A 17,828-nucleotide genomic window follows, 5' to 3' on the forward strand; every position below is an offset into this window, starting at 1 on the left:
GCCACGGTCCAGTTGAATCGCCATCGCCAATCCCCGGTGGCACCATGACGCCATGCCCCGTCGTTCACCGTCGGTCGCCCTGGCGGCCACCCTGACCGCCGCGGCCGTCGCGCTGAGCGGGTGCGGCGGCGCCGAGTCCTCGACGACCACCCCCCTCGTGGACCGCGGGACCGTCCGGATCGCGGCGGCCAGCGAGACCCCCAGCTTCGACCCGTACTCCACCTTCGGCGCTGCTCAGGCCCGCTACGCCTACGACTCCCTGGTCAACCTCGCCCCCGACGGCACCCTGGTCACCGGTCTGGCCTCGTCCTGGCAGGCCACGACCACCACGGCCACCTTCACCCTGCGCCCGGACGTCACCTGCTCCGACGGCACCCCCCTCACCGCCTCGGCGGTGGCCCGGGCGCTCACCTACGCGAACGACCCGGCCAACCAGCTCGCCGGCGCCCGGACCGTCCTGCCGAACGTGCCGTTCACCGCGAGCGCCGACGACGGGACCGGCACGGTGTCGGCGACCACCGCCGCCCCCTTCCCCTTTCTCACCCGCAGCATCGGCCTGCTGCCGATCGTCTGCCCCGCCGGGCTCGACCGGCCCCGGACGCTGGACCGCGCCACCCAGGGCACCGGCCCCTACGTGCTGACCCGCTACACCCCCGGCGGGCCCTACGAGTTCACCGTCCGCGACGGATACTCCTGGGGGCCCGCCGGGGCGACCACCGCGGAGCCCGGCCTCCCCGCGCGCATCGTCGTCTCGGTCGTTCCCCAGGCCTCCACCGCGGCGAACCTGCTGCTCACCGGGGGCGTCGAGATCGCGAACGTGAACGGGCCGGACCGCGCCCGGCTCACCGGCCACGGCCTGGCCGCCACCGACGTGGCGACCGTGGTCGGGCTGACCTTCTTCAACCAGCGCCCCGGCCGGGCCCTCGCCGACCCTGCGCTGCGCCGCGCCCTGGTCTCCGCCCTCGACCGTCGGGGGCTCGCCAACGTCGCCGTCGGCGGCACCGGCAGCCCCGCCACCGACTTCGGCGCCGAGGGCGCCGTCTGCCACGCCGACCTCGCCGACGCCAACCTGCCCGCCCAGGACGGCGCCGAGGCCCTGCAGGCGGCCGGCTGGACCCGCTCCCCCGGTGGTCCGCTGACCAAGGACGGCCGGACGCTCCGACTCCGCCTGATCACCAGCCCCGACCTCGGCCCGACCCTCTCCTCCGTCGCCGAGCTGATGGCCCGGCAGTGGACGACGCTCGGTGCGCAGGTCGACCTGGTCACCGAGAGCCTGCCCGCCCTCGTCAACGCCATGTACCGGAGCGCCGACTTCGACGTGGTGGTCGGCAGTACCCCGGGGTTCGCGCTCCCGGTCGGCTTCATCCCCTTCTTCTCCGGCCCCACCCCCGCCCAGGGCCTCAACTTCGCGGGCGTGCGCAACCCCGAGTACGACGCCCTGGTCACCCAGGCCCTCCGGGAGACCGACACCTCGGGCTGCGGCACCTGGAACCGGGCCGCCGCCGCGCTCTTCCGCGCGGCCGACGCCCTGCCGATCGCCGACGGCCGAAGTGGCGTGTACGGCTACCGCACTACCTTCACCACCACCTTCGGCGGCCAGCTCGTCCCCACCAGCATCCGCCTCCACCAGTGACCGGGGGCCCACCGTGTCCGTACCCCGACTGCTGCGGCACCCGTGGACCGTGTTCCTCGGCCGCCGCACCGTCCGGCTGATCCTCTCCCTCGCGGTCGTGCTCACCGCGTCGTTCGCGATGATCCGCCTCGTCCCCGGCGACCCCGTCCGCGCCGCGCTCGGCGTCGACGCCGCCCCCGACCTGGTGGCCGCCCGCAGACACGGCCTCGGGCTCGACACGCCGTTCCTGTCCCAGTACCGGCACTACCTCGGCGGCCTCCTCCACGGCGACCTCGGCACCTCGCTGACCACCGGGACACCGGTCGCGGAGCTGGTCCGCACCCGGCTGCCGGCCACCCTGGAGATCGCCGGGCTCGCCTTCCTGGTCACCCTCGCCGTCGCCCTGCCCGGCGGCCTGCTCGCCGCCGTCCGCACCCGCGACGGCCGCCGCCCTCGCACCGAGCTGACGTTCACCGCCGTCACCGCCGGCCTGGCCGGGGTGCCGGACTTCGTCCTGGCCGCCGGACTCACCGCGCTGCTGGCCGTCGGCCTCCAACTCCTTCCGGTGGCCGGTGCGGCGGGTGTCGAGTCGTTCGTCCTGCCGGTCCTCGCCCTCTCCCTCGCGCCCACCGCCGTCCTGGTGCGCATCGTCCGCGTGGAGGCGCTGAAAGTACTGGACGAGGACTACCTGCGCACCGCCCGGAGCAAGCGGCTGTCCCCCGCGCGGTACTACCTGCGGCACGCGGCACCGAACACGGCCACCGCCGCGCTCACCGTCGCCGGGAGCCTGCTGCCCGCCCTGATCGCCAGCACCGTGCTGGTCGAGAAGGTCTTCGCCTGGCCCGGCATCGGCTCCGCCATGGCGCAGTCCGTGGCCGCCCAGGACTACCCGGTGGTCCAGGCGATGGTGCTGGTGCTGGGCACCACCGTGCTGCTCGCCGGCCTCCTGGTCGACGTGCTGCTCGCCGTGCTCGACCCCCGTTCGGCGATCCGGGAGATGTGACCATGAACCTTCCGTCCGGCCTCCGGCGCTCGCCCATGGCCTGGGCCACCGCGGTCATGCTGGCCTCGCTCGTCGTGCTCGCTCTGGTCGGCCCGCTGGTCTGGGGAGCGGCGGCCGACCGCCCGGACCCCTCGGCGGTACTCCAGGGGCCCTCCGCGGGGCACCCGTTCGGCACCGACAACCTCGGCCGGGACGTGCTCGCCCGGGTCCTGACCGCCACCCGGCCCTCCCTGCTGCTCGCGCTGGCGGCGGTCCTGCTCGGCGCCGGCACGGGAGTCCTCCTCGGGGCCTCCACCGCCGTGCTCGGCAGGCGCGCCCGCCGGCTGACCGGCGGGCTGATCAACCTCCTGCTCGCCTTCCCGGCGCTCCTGGTCGCGATGTTCCTCGCGGTCGTGTTCGGCGCGGGCGCCGCCGGGGCGATGCTGGCCCTCGCGGCCGCGGGCGTCCCCGGATTCGCCCGGCTCGCCCAGACCCTCGCCGCCGCGGTGGCGGGCACCGACCACCTGGCCGCGGCCCGGGTCCTCGGACTGCGCCGCCTGCGGCTGCTGTGGCGGCACATCCTGCCCAACATCGCCGAGCCACTGCTCCTGGGCACCACCACCGCGGCGGGCACCGCCCTGGTCGCGCTCTCCGGGCTGAGCTTCCTCGGCCTGGGCGTCCAACCGCCCGGCTACGACTGGGGGCAGCTGCTCAACCAGGGACTCGACCGCGTCTACGCCGAGCCCCTGCCCGCCCTCGCACCCGGTCTGGCCATCCTCTACGCGGCCCTGACCTTCCAACTGCTCGGCGAGGTCCTGGCCGGGAGCGCCGCCCGGCGCGGCCCGGCGCCGCGCACGCCCGCGCCGGCACCCGCACCGAGCGGCCCCACCGAGGACGGCCTGGTCCTCCAGGTCGAGGACCTCCACGTCGAACTCCCCACTCCTGACGGCGTGATCCGGCCGGTACGCGGAGTGAGCCTCGCGCTGCGGCCGGGCGAGATCGTCGGGCTCGTCGGCGAGTCGGGGTCGGGCAAGTCGCTCACCGCGCTCGCCATCGCCGACCTGCTCCCGTACCACGCACGGGTCTCCCGGCGCACCCTGCGCCTGCTCGGGGCCGACCTCGCCGCCCTGCCCCCGAAGGAACGGGACCGGCACCTCGCGACGGGCCTGGCGGTGATCTTCCAGAACCCGGCCTCGGCGCTCAACCCGTCCCTGCGGATCGCCACCCAGCTCACCGAGACCGTCCGGGCCCATCGGGGCGCGAGCCGCGCCCGGGCCGCCGCGGAGGCCGCCGACGCACTGCGCCGGGTCGCACTCCCTCCGGCGCTGCTGCGCTCCCGCCCGCACCAGCTCTCCGGGGGTCAGCGCCAGCGCGTGATGATCGCCGCCGGGCTGATGGTACGGCCGGGCCTGATCATCGCCGACGAGCCGACCACCGCGCTCGACGTCACCGTGCAGCGGCAGATCACCGGGCTGCTGTCCGAGATCCGGCGGGACACCCGCGCCGCGATCCTGTTCATCAGCCACGACGTGGCACTCGTCGGGGAGTTCTGCGAACGCGTCCTGGTGATGTACGCGGGCACCATCGTCGAGGCCCTGCCCGCCGACCGCCTCACCGACGGCGCCCGGCACCCCTACACCCGGGCCCTGATCGCTTCGGTTCCGGACCTCACCGCCGACCGCGACCGGCCGCTGCTCACGGTCGAGGGCACACCGCCCGACCCGCTCGCACCCGCACCGGGGTGCCCGTTCGAGCCCCGCTGCCCGCGCCGCCGGGAACAGTGCGCCGAACAGGCCCCATCGCTGGAGGACCTCGACGCCGACCACCGCGTCGCCTGCTGGTACCCGGTACCGGTGGCGGCGGACCCGGAGACGGTGACCGCGTCATGACCGGCCTTCAGGTGACCGGCCTCGTCGTCCGCCACCCCGGCCCGCGCGGCCCGGTCACCGCCGTGGACGGCGTCTCGCTGGAGGTCCCGTCCGGTACCACGCTCGGTCTCGTGGGCGAGTCCGGCTCCGGCAAGTCGAGCCTGGCCCGCGCGATCGTCGGCCTCACCCCCGTGCACGCCGGCCGGGTCCTGCTCGACGGCCGGGAGGCCCGCACCCGCACCGTCCGCGGCCGTCGCCGGCTCGGCCGCCAGGTCCAGATCGTCCTCCAGGACCCGGACACGGCGCTCGACCCGCGGATGACGGTCCGCCGGACGCTCGTCGAAGCGGCCACCGTCTTCCGCCGGCTCGACCGGCCCGCCCGTACCGAGCGCGTCGCCGAACTGCTCGGCCTCGTCGGCCTGGACCCTCAGCTCGCCGACCGGCTGCCACGGCAACTGTCCGGCGGACAGCGCCAGCGGGTCGCCGTCGCCCGCGCTCTGGCCGTCGAACCCGGTCTGCTGATCGCCGACGAGATCACCTCGGCGCTCGACGTCTCGGTGCAGGCCTCCGTCCTCAACACGATCCGGGAACTCCAGCTGCGGCTGGGGCTGTCCATGCTGTTCATCGGCCACAACCTGCCGGCGGTCTGTCACGTCTCCGACGCGGTGGCGGTCATGCGGCACGGCCGGATCATCGAGACCGGTCCCACCGGAACCGTCCTGCACACCCCGCAACACCCGTACACTCGGACGCTGTTCGCCGCCGTGCCGAGCCTGCGCACGCCACCGCCCGGGGAGGGGCCGTCATGACCGTCGTTCGACCGGACGCCGTGGTCGTCGGAGCCGGGGTGATCGGCGCGGCCGTCGCCCTCGAACTCGCGCGCGCCGGGCGGCAGGTGGTCGTCGTGGACAAGGCGGGCGCCGTCGGCCACGGTTCCACCAGCGCCTCCAGTGCGATCATCCGCTTCAACTACTCCACCTTCGCGAGCGTCGCCACCGCCTGGGAGGCGCAGCACTTCTGGACGTCCTGGCCCGACCACCTGCGGCCGACCGGCCGCCGCCCGCTCGCCGCCTTCCACCGCACCGGTGCCGTGCTGCTCGACTCCCCCGAGGTCGCGCCGTCCGAGACCGCCGCCCTGTTCGAGCGCGCCGGCGTCCCGTACGAGCGGTGGGACGCCCCGACGCTGCGCAGGCGCCTTCCCGGGATCGATCCCGGGCGGTACTGGCCGCCGAAGCCGGTGGACGACGACGCCTTCTTCGCCGACCCGTCCGGCGAGCTCGGTGCCCTGGTCACGCCGGACGCCGGGTACGTCGACGACCCGCAGCTCGCCGCCCAGAACCTCGCCGACGCCGCGGCCGAGCTGGGCGCCCGGTTCCTCCTCCACCACACCGTGGTGGCCGTCGACCGGCACGCGGACCGGGTGACGGGCATCCGCCTGGCCGACGGCACGCGGATCGGCGCACCGGTCGTGGTCAACGCCGCCGGCCCGTGGTCCGGCGGCCTCAACCGGCTGGCGGGGGTCGGGGAGGACTTCACGATCGGTGTGCGGCCGCTGCGCGAGGAGGTCCACCAGGTCGCCGCACCGGACGTCCGGACCGCCGACCCGTTCCCCCTGGTCGCCGACCTCGACCTCGGCACCTACGTCCGCACGGCCCCCGGCGGGCACCTCCTGGTCGGCGGGACCGAGCCGGAGTGCGACCCGCACGAGTGGATCGAGGATCCGGACGAGGCCGATCCCCGCCCCACCGCCCGCCGCTTCCGCACCCAGGTGACCCGGGCGGCTCGCCGGTTCCCGGCGCTGCGGGTCCCCAACCGGCCCCTCGGCGCGGCGGGCGTGTACGACGTCGCCGACGACTGGACCCCGATCTACGACCGCACCGCCCTCGACGGCTACTACGTCGCGATCGGCACCAGCGGCAACCAGTTCAAGAACGCCCCGCTGGTGGGCCGCTTCCTCGCCACCCTGATCGACCGCGTCGAGGCCGGTCACGACCACGACGGCGACCCGGTCCACTACCGCGGCGAGCACACCGGCAACGTGATCGACCTGGGCGCCTTCTCCCGCCGGCGCCCGGTCCGGACGGACGCCGCCCGAACGGTCATGGGCTGATCACACGCAGCTCCCGCACGAGGTCCCCGACCACGCCGACCACGAACTCCGGCGCCTCGTGCGGGAAGTCGTGGCCGGTCCCCTCCGGCGTGTGCACCAGCCTCGACGCCGTCGACGCCGCCAGGTAGCGGACTCTGCTGCGGAGGTAGAAGCCGCTGATCCGCTCGGCCTCGACCGCGTCCCGGGCACCGGCCAGCACCGCCTCGCCGCCGATGAGATCCCGCGGTATCACCAGCACCAGCGGCAGGTCCCCGAGATCCCCGTCGTACACCACGGTGTCCCAGCCCACCCTCGCCAGCCCGGACGGCGACAGCTCCGCGAAGATCGACGCGGCGGCGCAGCCCTGCCCGGCCCGGGCGCCGGGGCCCCGGTGCGCACCGAACAGCTGCCGCACCGCCGTCAGCAGGAAGCCTCGGCGCATCGCCGCGAGCTGCCCGTTGGGCGGCGCGAAGGCGATGACTTCCAGAGGCGTCGGATCCAGCAGCACGAGGCCGGCCACCAGGTCCGGTCGGCGCCTGGCCACGTTCGCGACCAGCAGCCCGCCGAAGGAATGGCCGACGAACACGAAGGGTGCCCGCTCCCCCGCCGCCTCCAGCGCCGCCGGCAGCTCCTCCGCCTCGGCCGCCGTCGTCCGCGGGAACCGCCCGACGTCGCTCCGGCCCGTCCCGAGGCGGTCGACCAGCACCGACCGGGTCCGGGCGGACAGCATCGTGTGCAGCTCCCGGAAGTCCTCGCCGGGGGCGTGCCCGCCGGGCATCCAGACCACTGTCGGCGCACCTCCGGCCCGCCCCTCGGCGAGGACGTGCATCCGGTGACCGCCCACGTCCACCAACCGCCCCGGCGGTGGATTCACCCGCGCCTCCCGGGCCACCAGCACGAGGTGCCGAACGGCTCCCGCCGCCAGCAGCACCCCGACAGCCAGCGCTAGGCCACCGAGCGTCACCGCCCAGGCCGCGCCCGTCGTGAGGAGGCCGCCGCCCGCTCCTGCCACCACCAGCGCGACCGGCACCCCGATCCAGTCCCGGCTCAGCGCTGCGAGCAGGGAGTTCGCCATTCGTCCGTCCCGTCGCATGGGTCCTCCGCAACGGCACTCGTCAACCGATCCCTCCCAGTGTTCTTCCCCCGCTCATCCGGCCCGACGCCCAGCCGTCCTCCCGCAGCGGCCCGGGAACGCATCGCACACGGCCGGAGGCCAGCTCGCCGACGCCGGAATCGACGGGGTGGTGTTCGGCCGGGTCGACCACGCCGGACTCACCCGGGTGAGGTCCGTCCCGCTCGCCCGGCTCGAACACGCCGCCGGACAGTTCGCGGTCTCGGTCGCCGCCGAGGGGCCGGTCGAGGCGGCCGACACCACGATGCCGGTGCGCCACACCGTCCGGGCGGTCTCCGCCCGGCACGGCCCGCGGGTCTCGTTCGCACCCGTCTTGACCGGGTTCCGTGGCCTGCTCCTCCACCCGCTGTGCGCCCCGCTCGGCCCGACCGGCGCGAAGGCCGACGCGCGAGGCCGTGTTCGGCATCTCCGCGCCGATCCCCAGCTCTGCACGCCCGCCCCGCCCCGGGCTACCGCTCGGCATGCGGAACCACCCGAACGGCGTCAATGTGAGCCTCATGGCCTTGACGGTCAGGTCCCACCGGACCCTGTCCAGGAGCTTCCGGATGCCGGGATCACGCACGGCGGCGCCCTGCGCGCGGGAGAGCCGGGCGAGGCAGTGGTGGCCGACCGGGGGCGCACGACGGCCGGGCCGGCCGGCGGACAACCGGGCACCGCCGGCCCGGTGGATCGGTGCGTCCCGCTGGTCCCGGCTCGGTGACCGGCCGAAGATGGCGGCATGGGTGTCGACGACTCGGGTACCGGGCTGCTGGTGACGAACGTGCGCGTCTTCGACGGGATCGGAGGGGAAGCGGTGCCGGGGCATGTCCGGGTCCAACGGGACAGGATCGCAGAAGTGGCGCTGGGCCGCCCCTTCCCGCGCGGCCTCCCGGGAGGCGCGACGGTGCTCGACGGCGGAGGCCGCACCCTCATCCCGGGGCTCACCGACGCGCACGTCCACCTGTTCGCGATCGGCGGCACCATGGCGGAACTGCAGCTCGCGCCGACCGGCACCGTGTACTACCAGGCCCTGGCCGCTGCCCGCGACATGCTGATGCGCGGCTTCACCACGGTTCGGGACATGGCCGGCGACACCGAACCGCTGCGGCGGGTGCTGGACCTCGGACTGTTCCCGGGCCCACGGATCTACCCGAGCCAGGCGGCCGTCTCCCAGACCGCCGGCCACGGCGACTTCGGGACGGTCCACGACGCCCCGACCGCCCTGGGCGGACCACCGGCCCGGACCGAACAGATCGGGTTCACCCGGGTGGCCGACGGGCCGGAACGGGTGCTCGCCGCGGTGCGCGAACAGCTCAAGAAGGGCGCCACCCAGATCAAGCTGATGGCCGGCGGCGGCGTCATCTCCGAGTTCGACCCGCTGGACGTGCTGCAGTTCACCACGGCCGAGCTGGAGGCCGCCGTCGCCGCGGCCTCCGACTGGGGCACCTACGTGACCGTGCACGTCTACACCTCCGAAGGCGTCCGCCGCGCGGTGCGGGCCGGGGTGCGCTGCATCGAGCACGGGCACCTCGTCGACGAGGACACCATCCGCTACCTCGCGGAGAACGGCGTGTGGCTCAGCACCCAGCCGTTCGAGGTCGACGACCACCACTACGCCTCCCCGGACAGCGACCGCAAGAACCGCGCGGTCTGCGAAGGCGTCGCCCGCACCATCGCCTGGGCGGTGAAGCACGGCGTTCGGCTGGCCTTCGGCACCGACCTGGTCCTCGACCCCGGGAAGGCCCACCGGCAGAACGAGATGCTCGTCCGGCTCGCCACCCACCTCGGCCCGGTCGAGGCCCTGCGGACGGCCACCTCCGGCAACGCCGAGCTGTTCCGCCTGTCCGGCCGCCGAGACCCCTACCGCGCCGCGCCGCTCGGCGTCATCGCACCGGGAGCGTGGGCCGACCTCCTGGTCGTCGACGGCGACCCCACCACCGACCTCTCCGTCCTCGCCGACCCCGCACGCAACCTGCGACTGATCGTCAAGGACGGCGTCGTCCACAAGAACGAACTCGGCTGACCCCGGGGCCGGTCGGTCAGGCGTGTCGCAGGCAGAGGCTCCCCCACTGGAATCCCGCACCGATCCCGGACAGCACGTAGGTGTCCCCGGGGAGCAACGCGCCTTCCGCCATGGTGGCGTGGAGTGCGGTGAACAGGCCGGCCGACCCGGTGTTGCCCAGTCGCTCGACGGTGACGGGGACACGCTCGCGGGGAACGCCCAGGGCGGTCATGGTTTCGGTGAGGATGTTCAAGTTGGCCTGGTGCAGGAAGAAGTACCGGATCCCTCCGATCGGCACACCGGCCCGGTGCACGGCGCCGGCGATGCTCTCGGGCAGACGGGTGGTGGCGGTGTTCCAGACGGCACGGCCGTCCATCCGCAGGTAGTGCTCCCCGGCGGCGACGGTGGCCGTGGTGGTGGGCAGCCGGGTGCCTCCGGCGGGGATCTGGACGTCGTAGGAGAGCTGGGATCCCAGGTCGTAGGAGAGCAGACCCGCCCCGGCCTCGTCGGTGCGGGTGAGGACCACGGCTGCCGCGGCGTCTCCGAAGAAGACACCGGTCGTGCGGTCGGTGGGATCGGTGACCCTGGAGGCGCAGTCGGCCGCGAGAAGCAGAACGGTGGTGATCGAGGGGTTCTGCAGGAGGTGGGCGGCGATCAGCATGGCCTGGACACCGGAGGCACAGGCCGCCTGGGTGACGTCCAGGGACAGGGCGCGGTGGGCGCCGAGGGCGTCCTTGACGATCAACGCGGTTGACAGGAGCGGCTGGTCCCAGGTGTAGGTGGCGACGATGACCGCGTCCAGCTGGGCAGGCGCGACACCGGCGGCGTCCAGGGCCGGACGGGCCGCGGCGACGCACATGTCGGAGGTCGCCAGGTGCGGGGCCAGCCGCCGGCGCTCACGGATTCCGGTGCGGCTGGTGATCCATTCGTCGCTGGTGTCCAGGGTGCGGGTCAGCTGCTGGTTGGTGATGACGGTCGGCGGCAGGTGCACCCCGGTCCCGACGACGGCGAACGGCACGGGCAGGCCGGCGCCGGTCTGGTGGAACAGCGTCCGGTCCACGGTGACGGTCACAGCAGGCTGCTCCACCCGGACTCGACGATCGGTTCGCCGCGAGAGACTCCCATAATTCGTTTCCCTCCCCTGCCGGTCCGTGCATGGCTCAGCACAGCCCGGTCCGTCGTGTTTCAGTACCGTCGTATCGTTCCACGACACATCTGGGTCGGAAATCGCACCGTAATCCGTGCGTGTGACAAAGCCTCCACGTGTTTGACGTCATGTCGCTGTTATTCGCTACCGCGTTCGCCCGAGAAGCGTGCCGCCATCGCCCCGCCGTCACCGAGGCGACTACGGGGACCCGACCCTCCCCGACCCGCCACCTGGCGCCCGCGCCAGCGAATACAACCCGGTAGGCCGTGATTCACGTTCCCGCCCCCGTACGCCGACGGGCCGCCCCACTGCTCGCCGAACCCGTTCCGAGGCCGCGGCACGCCATGCACGGATTCCACATCGACCGGATTCCGGGATCGATCCGCACGTGAAAAAGGAATACAGCGCTCCTGATTCTTGATCGTCCTCCAGGCAAGGCCGTACGAAGGGGGCGCGGGTGACCGATCCGAAGGTGTTCCGGCGGGGTGCGCCGGGGTGATCGCGGCAGGGCCCGGACTGGCCCGTCGCCGGATCGGTCGGCAGGGGACACGGCCGTCGCCGAACCCGGCCCGGCGGCTCAGGCCCGGCGGCCGGGGCCGGCGGCTCAGGCCCGGCGGCGCCGGCGGAGCCAGAGCCCGGTGCCGACCAGCAGCACGGCCGCGACGGCGGTGCCGGCGGCGGCCCAGGTGGTGGAGTCGGAGGTGTCGCGCGCGGAGGCGGAGCCGGAGGCCGCGGCCGGTGCGGAACCGGCGGGGGCGGGCTCGGACACCGGCCCGCCGGTGGGCACCGGGACGGGCCCGGCGCCCGTCCCCGTCGACGCGGCCGACGGCACACCGGCCGGGGGCGACGCGGCCGCCGTACCGGCGGGCGCCGGGTCGTCGATGACGGCGTCCGCCACGTCCAGTTCGCGCTGGGCGTGGCCGAGCGAGGGGAAGGCGCAGTCGACGGTCACCTGCCAGTGCCCGGCGGGCAGGATCTCCCGGGTGGTGTACGTCCCCGGGCGGCCCGGGACGCCGACCAGTCGCCAGGGGCCCACCGTCCGGCCGTCCGCCGCGGTGGCGGAGAGCGTGCCGGCGAACTCCTCGGTCACCGGGTCGTGGTCGTTCTCCCAAGTGGCGACGGTGCTGACGTGACCGTTCTGCTGGCCGGTGACGTCCAGGTGGACGCTGTCGCCGTGGGCACCGGCCGGTGCGGCGGTGGGCAGGACGGCGGCCGCCGCGAGGGCGCAGGCGGCAAGGAGCGGGCGGGTTCGCATGGCGGGTGTTCCTCGGAGCGGTGTGGGAGGACGGGTGTGGGAGGACGGGTGCGGGAGACGGGGGCGGGGGGGGGGGTTGACGGCGAGAGAGGGGGCGGGCGGTGTGGGGGGGGGCGGGGGGGTTAGTGGGGGTGGGGAGGGGGAGGGGGTAGGGTGAGAGGGCGAGGGCGCGGTGGCCTCTGGGCCTTTCCTCTCAGAGCTGGTGTCCCCCCCCCGGCACGCGGGCCGGGCGACGTGCGGGACCGTGGCACCGGGCAGCCGGGCAGCCGGACTGCCGGACTGCCGGACTGCCGGGCCACGGTCCTCGGGCGCGCGGCCCGCGGTCGGTCGGAGCTGCCTGCTTACGTGGTCTTCAGGAGCGACCAGTTCTGCTGCGGCCGGCCGTTCGCCTGCTGCAGCTCCAGCAGCCAACCGCCGTAGTACCAGCGAGTGCTGAGCCCCAGCACGAGCGAGCCGCCGTCCGCGGTGACGGTGAACCCGCCCTCGACGGCGTTGAGCTGCCACTTCTGCGCGGTCGTGTTGGAACACGGCTGCTGGGCGACGTACTGACCGGCCACCGGGGCGCCGCCGAGCTGCAGGCACTTGCCGGAGCGCGCGGACTTGATCCGCACCGCGCCGTTTCCGGCGTCCTCGAACTGCCACTTCTGGTTGGCGTAGCCGGTGCGCTGGTAGGCGATGGCCACGGTCCCGTCGTTCATCGAGCTGCCCCACAGGTCGGCGGCCTGCCCGGTCAGTCCGTTGACCATCGTGTAGCGCGTGCCCGGCTGCGGGCGGCCGGTGTCGGCGACCGTGCGGAAGGTGGCGGTGCGACCGGGCTTGCCGACCGCTCCGGCGGCGTCGCGGACGGCCACGGCCACGGTGTACGAGGTGCCGGGGGCGAGGCGGACCACGCCGACCACTGTCGAGCGGACGGTGCCGATCGCCTGGCCGTTCAGCAGCACGTCGTAGCCGGCCGCGGCGGGTACGGCGGTCCAGCTGAGCACGGCGGAGTTCTGGGTGACCTGGCTGACGCCCACCGCGGGGCCGGTGTTGCCCGCCGTGGGGGTCGCGGTCGGAGTGGGGGTCGCAGTCGCAGTCGGGGTCGCGGTCGGCGACGGGGAGCCGGTCGGCGTGGGGGTGGTGCTGCCGGTGGGCGTCGGGGTCGGCGAGGGCGTGCGGGTCGGCGTGCCGGTCGGAGTCGGGGTGGGCGTCGGGGTGGGCGTCGGGTCGGGGCCGCTGCCGCCACCGGCGATGAGGAAGCGGTTGTTGGCGACGTTCCAGTGCGTGGTGAGGTAACTGCCCGGCGACGGTGAGGTGTTGTAGTAGTCGTCGTGGTTGCAGTCGAGCCGGTCGTCATGGGCGCGGTCCGGGCAGACGGTCCGCATCTGCGGGTAGTCGGGGGCGTCCGAGTAGCACATCACGTCCCACTCGTCGACGCAGTGCCCGGCCTTGCTGGAGTTGGGCGCGCTGTTGTTCACCGCGCCCAGGTTGTGGCCGAGTTCGTGGGCGGCGGTGCTGCCGCTCCAGCACCCGGAGTCGGTCCGGCCGTACGAGGGCCCGAAGTTGCTCAGGTTGTCCTGGCCGGGGCGCTCGTCGCCGGCGAAGGTGCCGATCCCGCAGTACACCTTGGCGTCGGTGAACATCATGTACTTGCGGTCCTTGCGGTTGAACCCCTGCGCGGCGAGGGCCCGGTTGCTCGCGTTGAAGTCCTGGATCTCGGCGTCGGAGATCTGCACGTTCAGCACCGAGGCGCTGCAGTCGGACTCGGTGACGAAGCGGACGTGCCGTTCGCCGCCGGTCTCCGCGGCGCTGGCGTTGTAGATGACGTCGACGTCGGCGGACCACTTCTTGAACGAGGCGAGGTACTGGGCGAAGCGGTCGTTGCCCGGGCTGTGGACGTACACCACCTGGACGCGGTTGCCGCTGCTGCCGTCGCCATCGCAGACCAGCTTCGACCCGGCGGGCACGGCCGCTGCGGCCGGGGCAGCGTCCGCGGCGGTGCCGGCGCCGCCGAGCAGCGCCTTCTGCGTGGCGTCCAGGACGGGCGCGGAGCCCTTCAGCAGGTCGGCGGCGGCGGGTGCCTGGGCTCCGGCCGCGACGGTGAGCGCGGGCGTCCGGGCGACCGGGGCCGCGACCGGCGGGACGTCCTGGCGGATGTCCACGCCCTTGGGCGGCACGTCCGGGCCGTGGCTGCACTGGGTGCTGCCGGTGACCTCCAGCGTGCCGCCGCAGCGGTCGCTGCCGGGCAGGCTCAATCCGGCGTAGACCAGGCCGCGTTCGGGCTCGTCCTTGGGTATCGCCTTGAGCGGCGCGGCCTTCTGGTCCCGCTTCGGGGCGGGCGCCTGGGTGGCCCCCTCGGCGGTGCCGGTCTCCCCCGGTCCGCCGTCGTAGCCGACCAGCCCGGCCTGCGTCCCCGAACCGTCGACCCCGTCGGCCGCGGCCGTGACGGCGCCGTTCAGGGCCGCCGGCTCCAGCGCGGTGCGGATGCCGAGCGTTCCCGCCAGCAGCCCTGCCGCCACCGCCGCGGCGACCAGGGCGCTCCTGCGGGTGAGCCTGCGGCGCTTGCGCCGGCGAAGCTCGGTGCTCCGGTGTCCCATCGCGTTCCTTTCCTCGTGCGATGACCCGGGCCCTGTGGTGAGGGGGTCCGGGCCTTCCGACACTCCGGAGAGCACGAGGGACGACCGGCGATAACAGAAACATCTTGCGAAAATATTCAGCGCGTTCGAACCGCGGGCGACGGCGACGCCGGTTCCGGCCGGGGTGGTCCGGAGCCCGGCGACGGACCGTGCCGCACGGCCAAGAGGTGATCCGGCCGGCGAAGTGAGTGCCTTCGCCGACCGGATCACCTCAGAGGTCAGTGCTCAGTGCTCAGCGCTTGGTGCTCGGTGCTCGGTGCCGACACGGTCAGAAGATGAGCTTCCAGCCGTCGATGCGGCCCGAGTCGGTGCGGTACATGTCCTGCACCCGGAGCCGCCAGGTACCGTTGGCGAGCTGGGCGGAGGCGTCAACCGTGTAGGTCTCGATGACGTTGTCGCCCGAGTCGCCGACGTTGCTCTTCTTCAGCGAGTACACCGTGCCGTCCGGGCCGACCAGGTCGACGACCAGGTCACCGCGCCAGGTGTGCTTGATGTCCACGCCCACCTTGAGGTCGCTCGGCGCCTGGCCCGGGATCCGGTCGATGACGATGTCCGAGAAGATCGCAGGGCCCCCGTCCGGGATCTGCACAGGGGTGGTGTTCGCGAAGATGCCCCGGGAGACCTTCCAGGTGAACGTCGTCGCGAGGCTGCTGTGGTGGGAGGCCTTGGCGGTGACGGTGACCGTGTACGTGCCGGTGAGGGCCGGGACGCCGGTGACGCGGCCGGTGACCGGGTGGAGCGTCAGGCCCTCCGGGAGACCGGTCGCGTGGTAGGTGACGATGCCGGGGTTGAAGTTGGCGGCCTTGATCTGGAGATCGGCGGGGGCGCCGATCGCGGTGATCTGGCTGGCGACGGGGTCCAGCAGGAGGCCGTCGACGACGCGCGGGCCGACGTTGATGGCCGCCCAGGCGTTGGCGGTGTTCATGTAGGTCGCGCTGGTCGGCCCGTACAGGTCGGCGGCGGCCTGCAGGGTGGCGGTGCGGGCCGCCGCGTAGTTGGTCGACGAGGTCATGTAGGTGGTCAGCGCCCGGTACCAGATCTTGGCGGCCGCGTCCCGGCCGATGCCGGTCACCGGCAGGCCGTCGGAGGTCGGGGAGTCGTAGGCCACGCCGTTGACGGTCTTGCTGCCGCTGCCCTCGGAGGCCAGGTAGAACCAGTGGTTGGCCGGGCCGGAGGAGTAGTGCACGTCGATGGAGCCGAGGTCGGACGACCAGGAGTCCCTGGAGCGGCCGTCCTTGGAGGGCTTGTCCATGTAGCGCAGCGGACTGCCGTTGCCCCTGATGTCGATCTTCTCGCCGACCAGGTAGTCGCCCTTGTCCTCGGGGTTGTCGGCCCAGAACTCGATGGCGGCGGCCATGATGTCCGAGGTGGCCTCGTTCAGGCCGCCGGACTCGCCGCTGTAGATCAGGTTCGCGGTGGCGGAGGTGACGCCGTGGGTCATCTCGTGGGCGCCGACGTCGATGGAGGTCAGCGGCTTGACGTTGCCCGCACCGTCGCCGTAGGTCATGCAGAAGCAGCTGTCGGACCAGAACGCGTTGACGTAGTTGTTGCCGTAGTGGACCCGGGTGTAGGCGCCGACGCCGTCGTCCTTGATGCCGTTGCGGCCGTGGACGTTCTTGTAGTAGTCCCAGGTGAGTTGGGCGCCGTAGGCGGCGTCCACGGCGGCGGTCTGCCGGTTGGAGACGGTGCCGTCGCCCCAGGTGTCGGTCGGATTGGTGAACAGCTTCCTGGTGGAGCTGGTGCCGTTCAGGTCGTAGGTGCTGTGGCCGCCGCGGGTGTTGTCGGTCAGCGCGAAGCCGCCGCCGGCCGCCGCCGAGGTGCCGATGGTGACCTGGCCCGAGTACTTGCTGTTGCCGACGCCCGTCTCGATGCCCTGGTACTCGAAGATCTTCTTGCCGGAGTTGGCGTCGGTGATGACGTGCAGCTCGGACGGCGTGCCGTCCTCCTGCGTGCCGGTGACCACCGTCTCCCACGCGAGGCGCGGGGTGCCGGACGCGGCCCAGACCACCTTGCGGGCGCTGTCGGCCGCCGGCTCCGCGACCTTCGCGCTGCCGGCGCTGTCGAGCGCGAGGCCCTTCGCCGCCTCGGCGCTCTCCTTGGCGGTGGTGTCGACGGCGATGTCCGCCTCGGTGGCCTTGGTGACGCCCTTCGTGGAACCGTCCGCGGCGGTGTGGACGACCAGGTCGCCGCCGAGCACCGGCAGTCCGTCGAAGGTCCGCTCGTAGCGGGTGTGCACGCTGCCGTCGGCGTCCTTGGTGACGCCCCTGGCGACCAGCGCCTCCTTCGACCCCAGCTTCAGCGAGCCGGCGGTCTCCGCCAGCGACGCGTCCGCCGAGGCCAGCAACTCACCGCGCTGCTCCGGCGACAGTTGCACCGGCAGCGCGCCGGCGGCGGCCCGGACCTCGGCGGGGGCCTGGACGGGAGTCTCGTCGGCGATGGCGACACCGGATGTCAGGGCAGCCACGATCATCGCGGCGCCGACTGTCAACGCGCCTGCGCCGGTGGTCTTTCGGGAGGATCGATTCACACTGAACTCCTTCTGCGACGGCCGCGCGGGTGCGGCCGGAGTCAGCCGGGAGGGCAGGGATGGTGCCGCCCGGTAGAGCTGGTGGTTCGAGTGGGGGACAACCTCCACGTGGTCACCGCAGCGGGTGGTGCGCGTGCGACTGCAAGGGCCGCTGCAGCGATGGGACGGTACAGTGCCATCTTTGTTGGAAACACGTCACCCGTGCGGCGACAAGTTGGCCGGAATGCTTCGTGATAGACGTAATGTCGAGGTAATCCATCGTCAGAAGACGGGTAATGCGGGGGAAAACAGACCGGCGCCGGCGCCGGCGTCGGCCCCGCACCGCCCCCGGCTCCTCCTCCCCGAGCTCCCGGACGGTCCCCCGTGATCGCCTCACCACCGGGCGCGCGGTGTGGTGCTTACGGGTGGGTGGCCCTGATGTTGGGCTGGGTCTTCTGGTTGTAGATCTCCTTGCCGTCCGCGTTGTAGGCGTGGACGTAGGGGGCCGGGGGGAAGGAGTTCGCGTTGTTTCCGGTGGAGACGGCAGCCGTGTAGGCGAAGGCGCCGCCCGCCATGACGGCCGGGTACTGGGTCGGGTCGTCGCCGTAGCTGATGGTGACCTTGGCGACATCGGGTGTGTA

Annotated in this window: 12 protein-coding genes and 1 pseudogene; 6 read left to right on the forward strand and 7 right to left on the reverse strand. The window is 73.4% G+C overall.

The annotated features are described in order from the left end of the window. Positions 1 to 52 precede the first annotated feature (52 nt). Genes ACFVGO_RS34475 through ACFVGO_RS34495 form a run of 5 tightly spaced genes read left to right on the forward strand, consistent with a single transcriptional unit; the run spans position 53 to position 6,572 of the window. A complete protein-coding gene (locus tag ACFVGO_RS34475; protein ID WP_380636069.1) occupies positions 53 to 1,633 on the forward strand; it encodes an ABC transporter substrate-binding protein in 1,581 nt (526 codons plus the stop codon). 13 nt (positions 1,634 to 1,646) lie between these two features. Beyond that, complete coding sequence (locus ACFVGO_RS34480; protein WP_380636071.1) at positions 1,647 to 2,615, forward strand: ABC transporter permease; 969 nt, start codon at positions 1,647 to 1,649, stop codon at positions 2,613 to 2,615. Between the two features lie 2 nt (positions 2,616 to 2,617). Further along, on the forward strand, positions 2,618 to 4,483 hold the full coding sequence (locus ACFVGO_RS34485; RefSeq protein ID WP_380636073.1) for a dipeptide/oligopeptide/nickel ABC transporter permease/ATP-binding protein: 1,866 nt from the start codon (positions 2,618 to 2,620) through the stop codon (positions 4,481 to 4,483). Next, positions 4,480 to 5,271 (forward strand): ABC transporter ATP-binding protein, encoded by a 792-nt coding sequence (locus tag ACFVGO_RS34490; protein WP_380636075.1) that lies wholly within the window; start codon positions 4,480 to 4,482, stop codon positions 5,269 to 5,271. Before ACFVGO_RS34485 ends, ACFVGO_RS34490 begins: the two co-directional genes overlap by 4 nt. Beyond that, on the forward strand, positions 5,268 to 6,572 hold the full coding sequence (locus tag ACFVGO_RS34495; RefSeq protein WP_359901287.1) for an FAD-dependent oxidoreductase: 1,305 nt from the start codon (positions 5,268 to 5,270) through the stop codon (positions 6,570 to 6,572). The genes ACFVGO_RS34490 and ACFVGO_RS34495 overlap by 4 nt, the downstream gene beginning before the upstream one ends. On the opposite strand, the gene ACFVGO_RS34500 is transcribed toward ACFVGO_RS34495, so the two are convergent. After that, positions 6,562 to 7,626 (reverse strand): alpha/beta fold hydrolase, encoded by a 1,065-nt coding sequence (locus tag ACFVGO_RS34500; protein ID WP_380636077.1) that lies wholly within the window; start codon positions 7,624 to 7,626, stop codon positions 6,562 to 6,564. The genes ACFVGO_RS34495 and ACFVGO_RS34500 overlap by 11 nt on opposite strands. Before the next feature lie 40 nt (positions 7,627 to 7,666). Further along, positions 7,667 to 8,500: a hypothetical protein gene (locus tag ACFVGO_RS34505; RefSeq protein WP_380636079.1), complete on the reverse strand. Its 834-nt coding sequence runs from the start codon at positions 8,498 to 8,500 to the stop codon at positions 7,667 to 7,669. An 18-nt stretch (positions 8,501 to 8,518) separates the two neighbouring features. Here ACFVGO_RS34505 and ACFVGO_RS34510 point away from each other — a divergent pair, with 18 nt between their 5' ends. Next, entirely contained in the window at positions 8,519 to 9,685 is a 1,167-nt protein-coding gene (locus tag ACFVGO_RS34510; protein WP_380636081.1) for an amidohydrolase family protein, read from the forward strand. Between the two features lie 16 nt (positions 9,686 to 9,701). Here the strand turns inward: ACFVGO_RS34510 and ACFVGO_RS34515 are convergent, their stop codons facing one another. From ACFVGO_RS34515 to ACFVGO_RS34535, 5 genes and pseudogenes are all read right to left on the reverse strand, one after another. Further along, positions 9,702 to 10,736, reverse strand: coding sequence for a ketoacyl-ACP synthase III (locus tag ACFVGO_RS34515; protein ID WP_359901279.1), 1,035 nt, complete (start codon positions 10,734 to 10,736; stop codon positions 9,702 to 9,704). A gap of 679 nt (positions 10,737 to 11,415) precedes the next feature. Continuing rightward, on the reverse strand, positions 11,416 to 12,066 hold the full coding sequence (locus tag ACFVGO_RS34520; protein WP_380359187.1) for a hypothetical protein: 651 nt from the start codon (positions 12,064 to 12,066) through the stop codon (positions 11,416 to 11,418). A gap of 341 nt (positions 12,067 to 12,407) precedes the next feature. Next, positions 12,408 to 14,642: an RICIN domain-containing protein gene (locus ACFVGO_RS34525; protein ID WP_380636084.1), complete on the reverse strand. Its 2,235-nt coding sequence runs from the start codon at positions 14,640 to 14,642 to the stop codon at positions 12,408 to 12,410. Positions 14,643 to 14,949: 307 nt separating this feature from the next. Next, positions 14,950 to 17,151 carry a M4 family metallopeptidase gene (locus ACFVGO_RS34530; RefSeq protein ID WP_380636086.1) on the reverse strand — a complete coding sequence of 734 codons (2,202 nt, stop codon included), beginning with the start codon at positions 17,149 to 17,151 and terminating at the stop codon, positions 14,950 to 14,952. A gap of 455 nt (positions 17,152 to 17,606) precedes the next feature. Continuing rightward, positions 17,607 to 17,828: pseudogene (locus ACFVGO_RS34535) on the reverse strand (hypothetical protein); the annotation flags it as partial.

The sequence above is a fragment of the Kitasatospora sp. NPDC057738 genome, assembly GCF_042798815.1.
GTDB lineage: Bacteria > Actinomycetota > Actinomycetes > Streptomycetales > Streptomycetaceae > Kitasatospora > Kitasatospora lactacystinica.

Bases quoted from the DNA above. Each gene is read 5' to 3' on its own strand.
- ACFVGO_RS34495 (WP_359901287.1), top strand. From the start codon at position 5,268: ATGACCGTCGTTCGACCGGACGCCGTGGTCGTCGGAGCCGGGGTGATC.
- ACFVGO_RS34475 (WP_380636069.1), top strand. From the start codon at position 53: ATGCCCCGTCGTTCACCGTCGGTCGCCCTGGCGGCCACCCTGACCGCC.
- ACFVGO_RS34530 (WP_380636086.1), bottom strand. From the start codon at position 17,151: ATGATCGTGGCTGCCCTGACATCCGGTGTCGCCATCGCCGACGAGACT.
- ACFVGO_RS34500 (WP_380636077.1), bottom strand. From the start codon at position 7,626: ATGGCGAACTCCCTGCTCGCAGCGCTGAGCCGGGACTGGATCGGGGTG.
- ACFVGO_RS34485 (WP_380636073.1), top strand. From the start codon at position 2,618: ATGAACCTTCCGTCCGGCCTCCGGCGCTCGCCCATGGCCTGGGCCACC.
- ACFVGO_RS34520 (WP_380359187.1), bottom strand. From the start codon at position 12,066: ATGCGAACCCGCCCGCTCCTTGCCGCCTGCGCCCTCGCGGCGGCCGCC.
- ACFVGO_RS34525 (WP_380636084.1), bottom strand. From the start codon at position 14,642: ATGGGACACCGGAGCACCGAGCTTCGCCGGCGCAAGCGCCGCAGGCTC.
- ACFVGO_RS34490 (WP_380636075.1), top strand. From the start codon at position 4,480: ATGACCGGCCTTCAGGTGACCGGCCTCGTCGTCCGCCACCCCGGCCCG.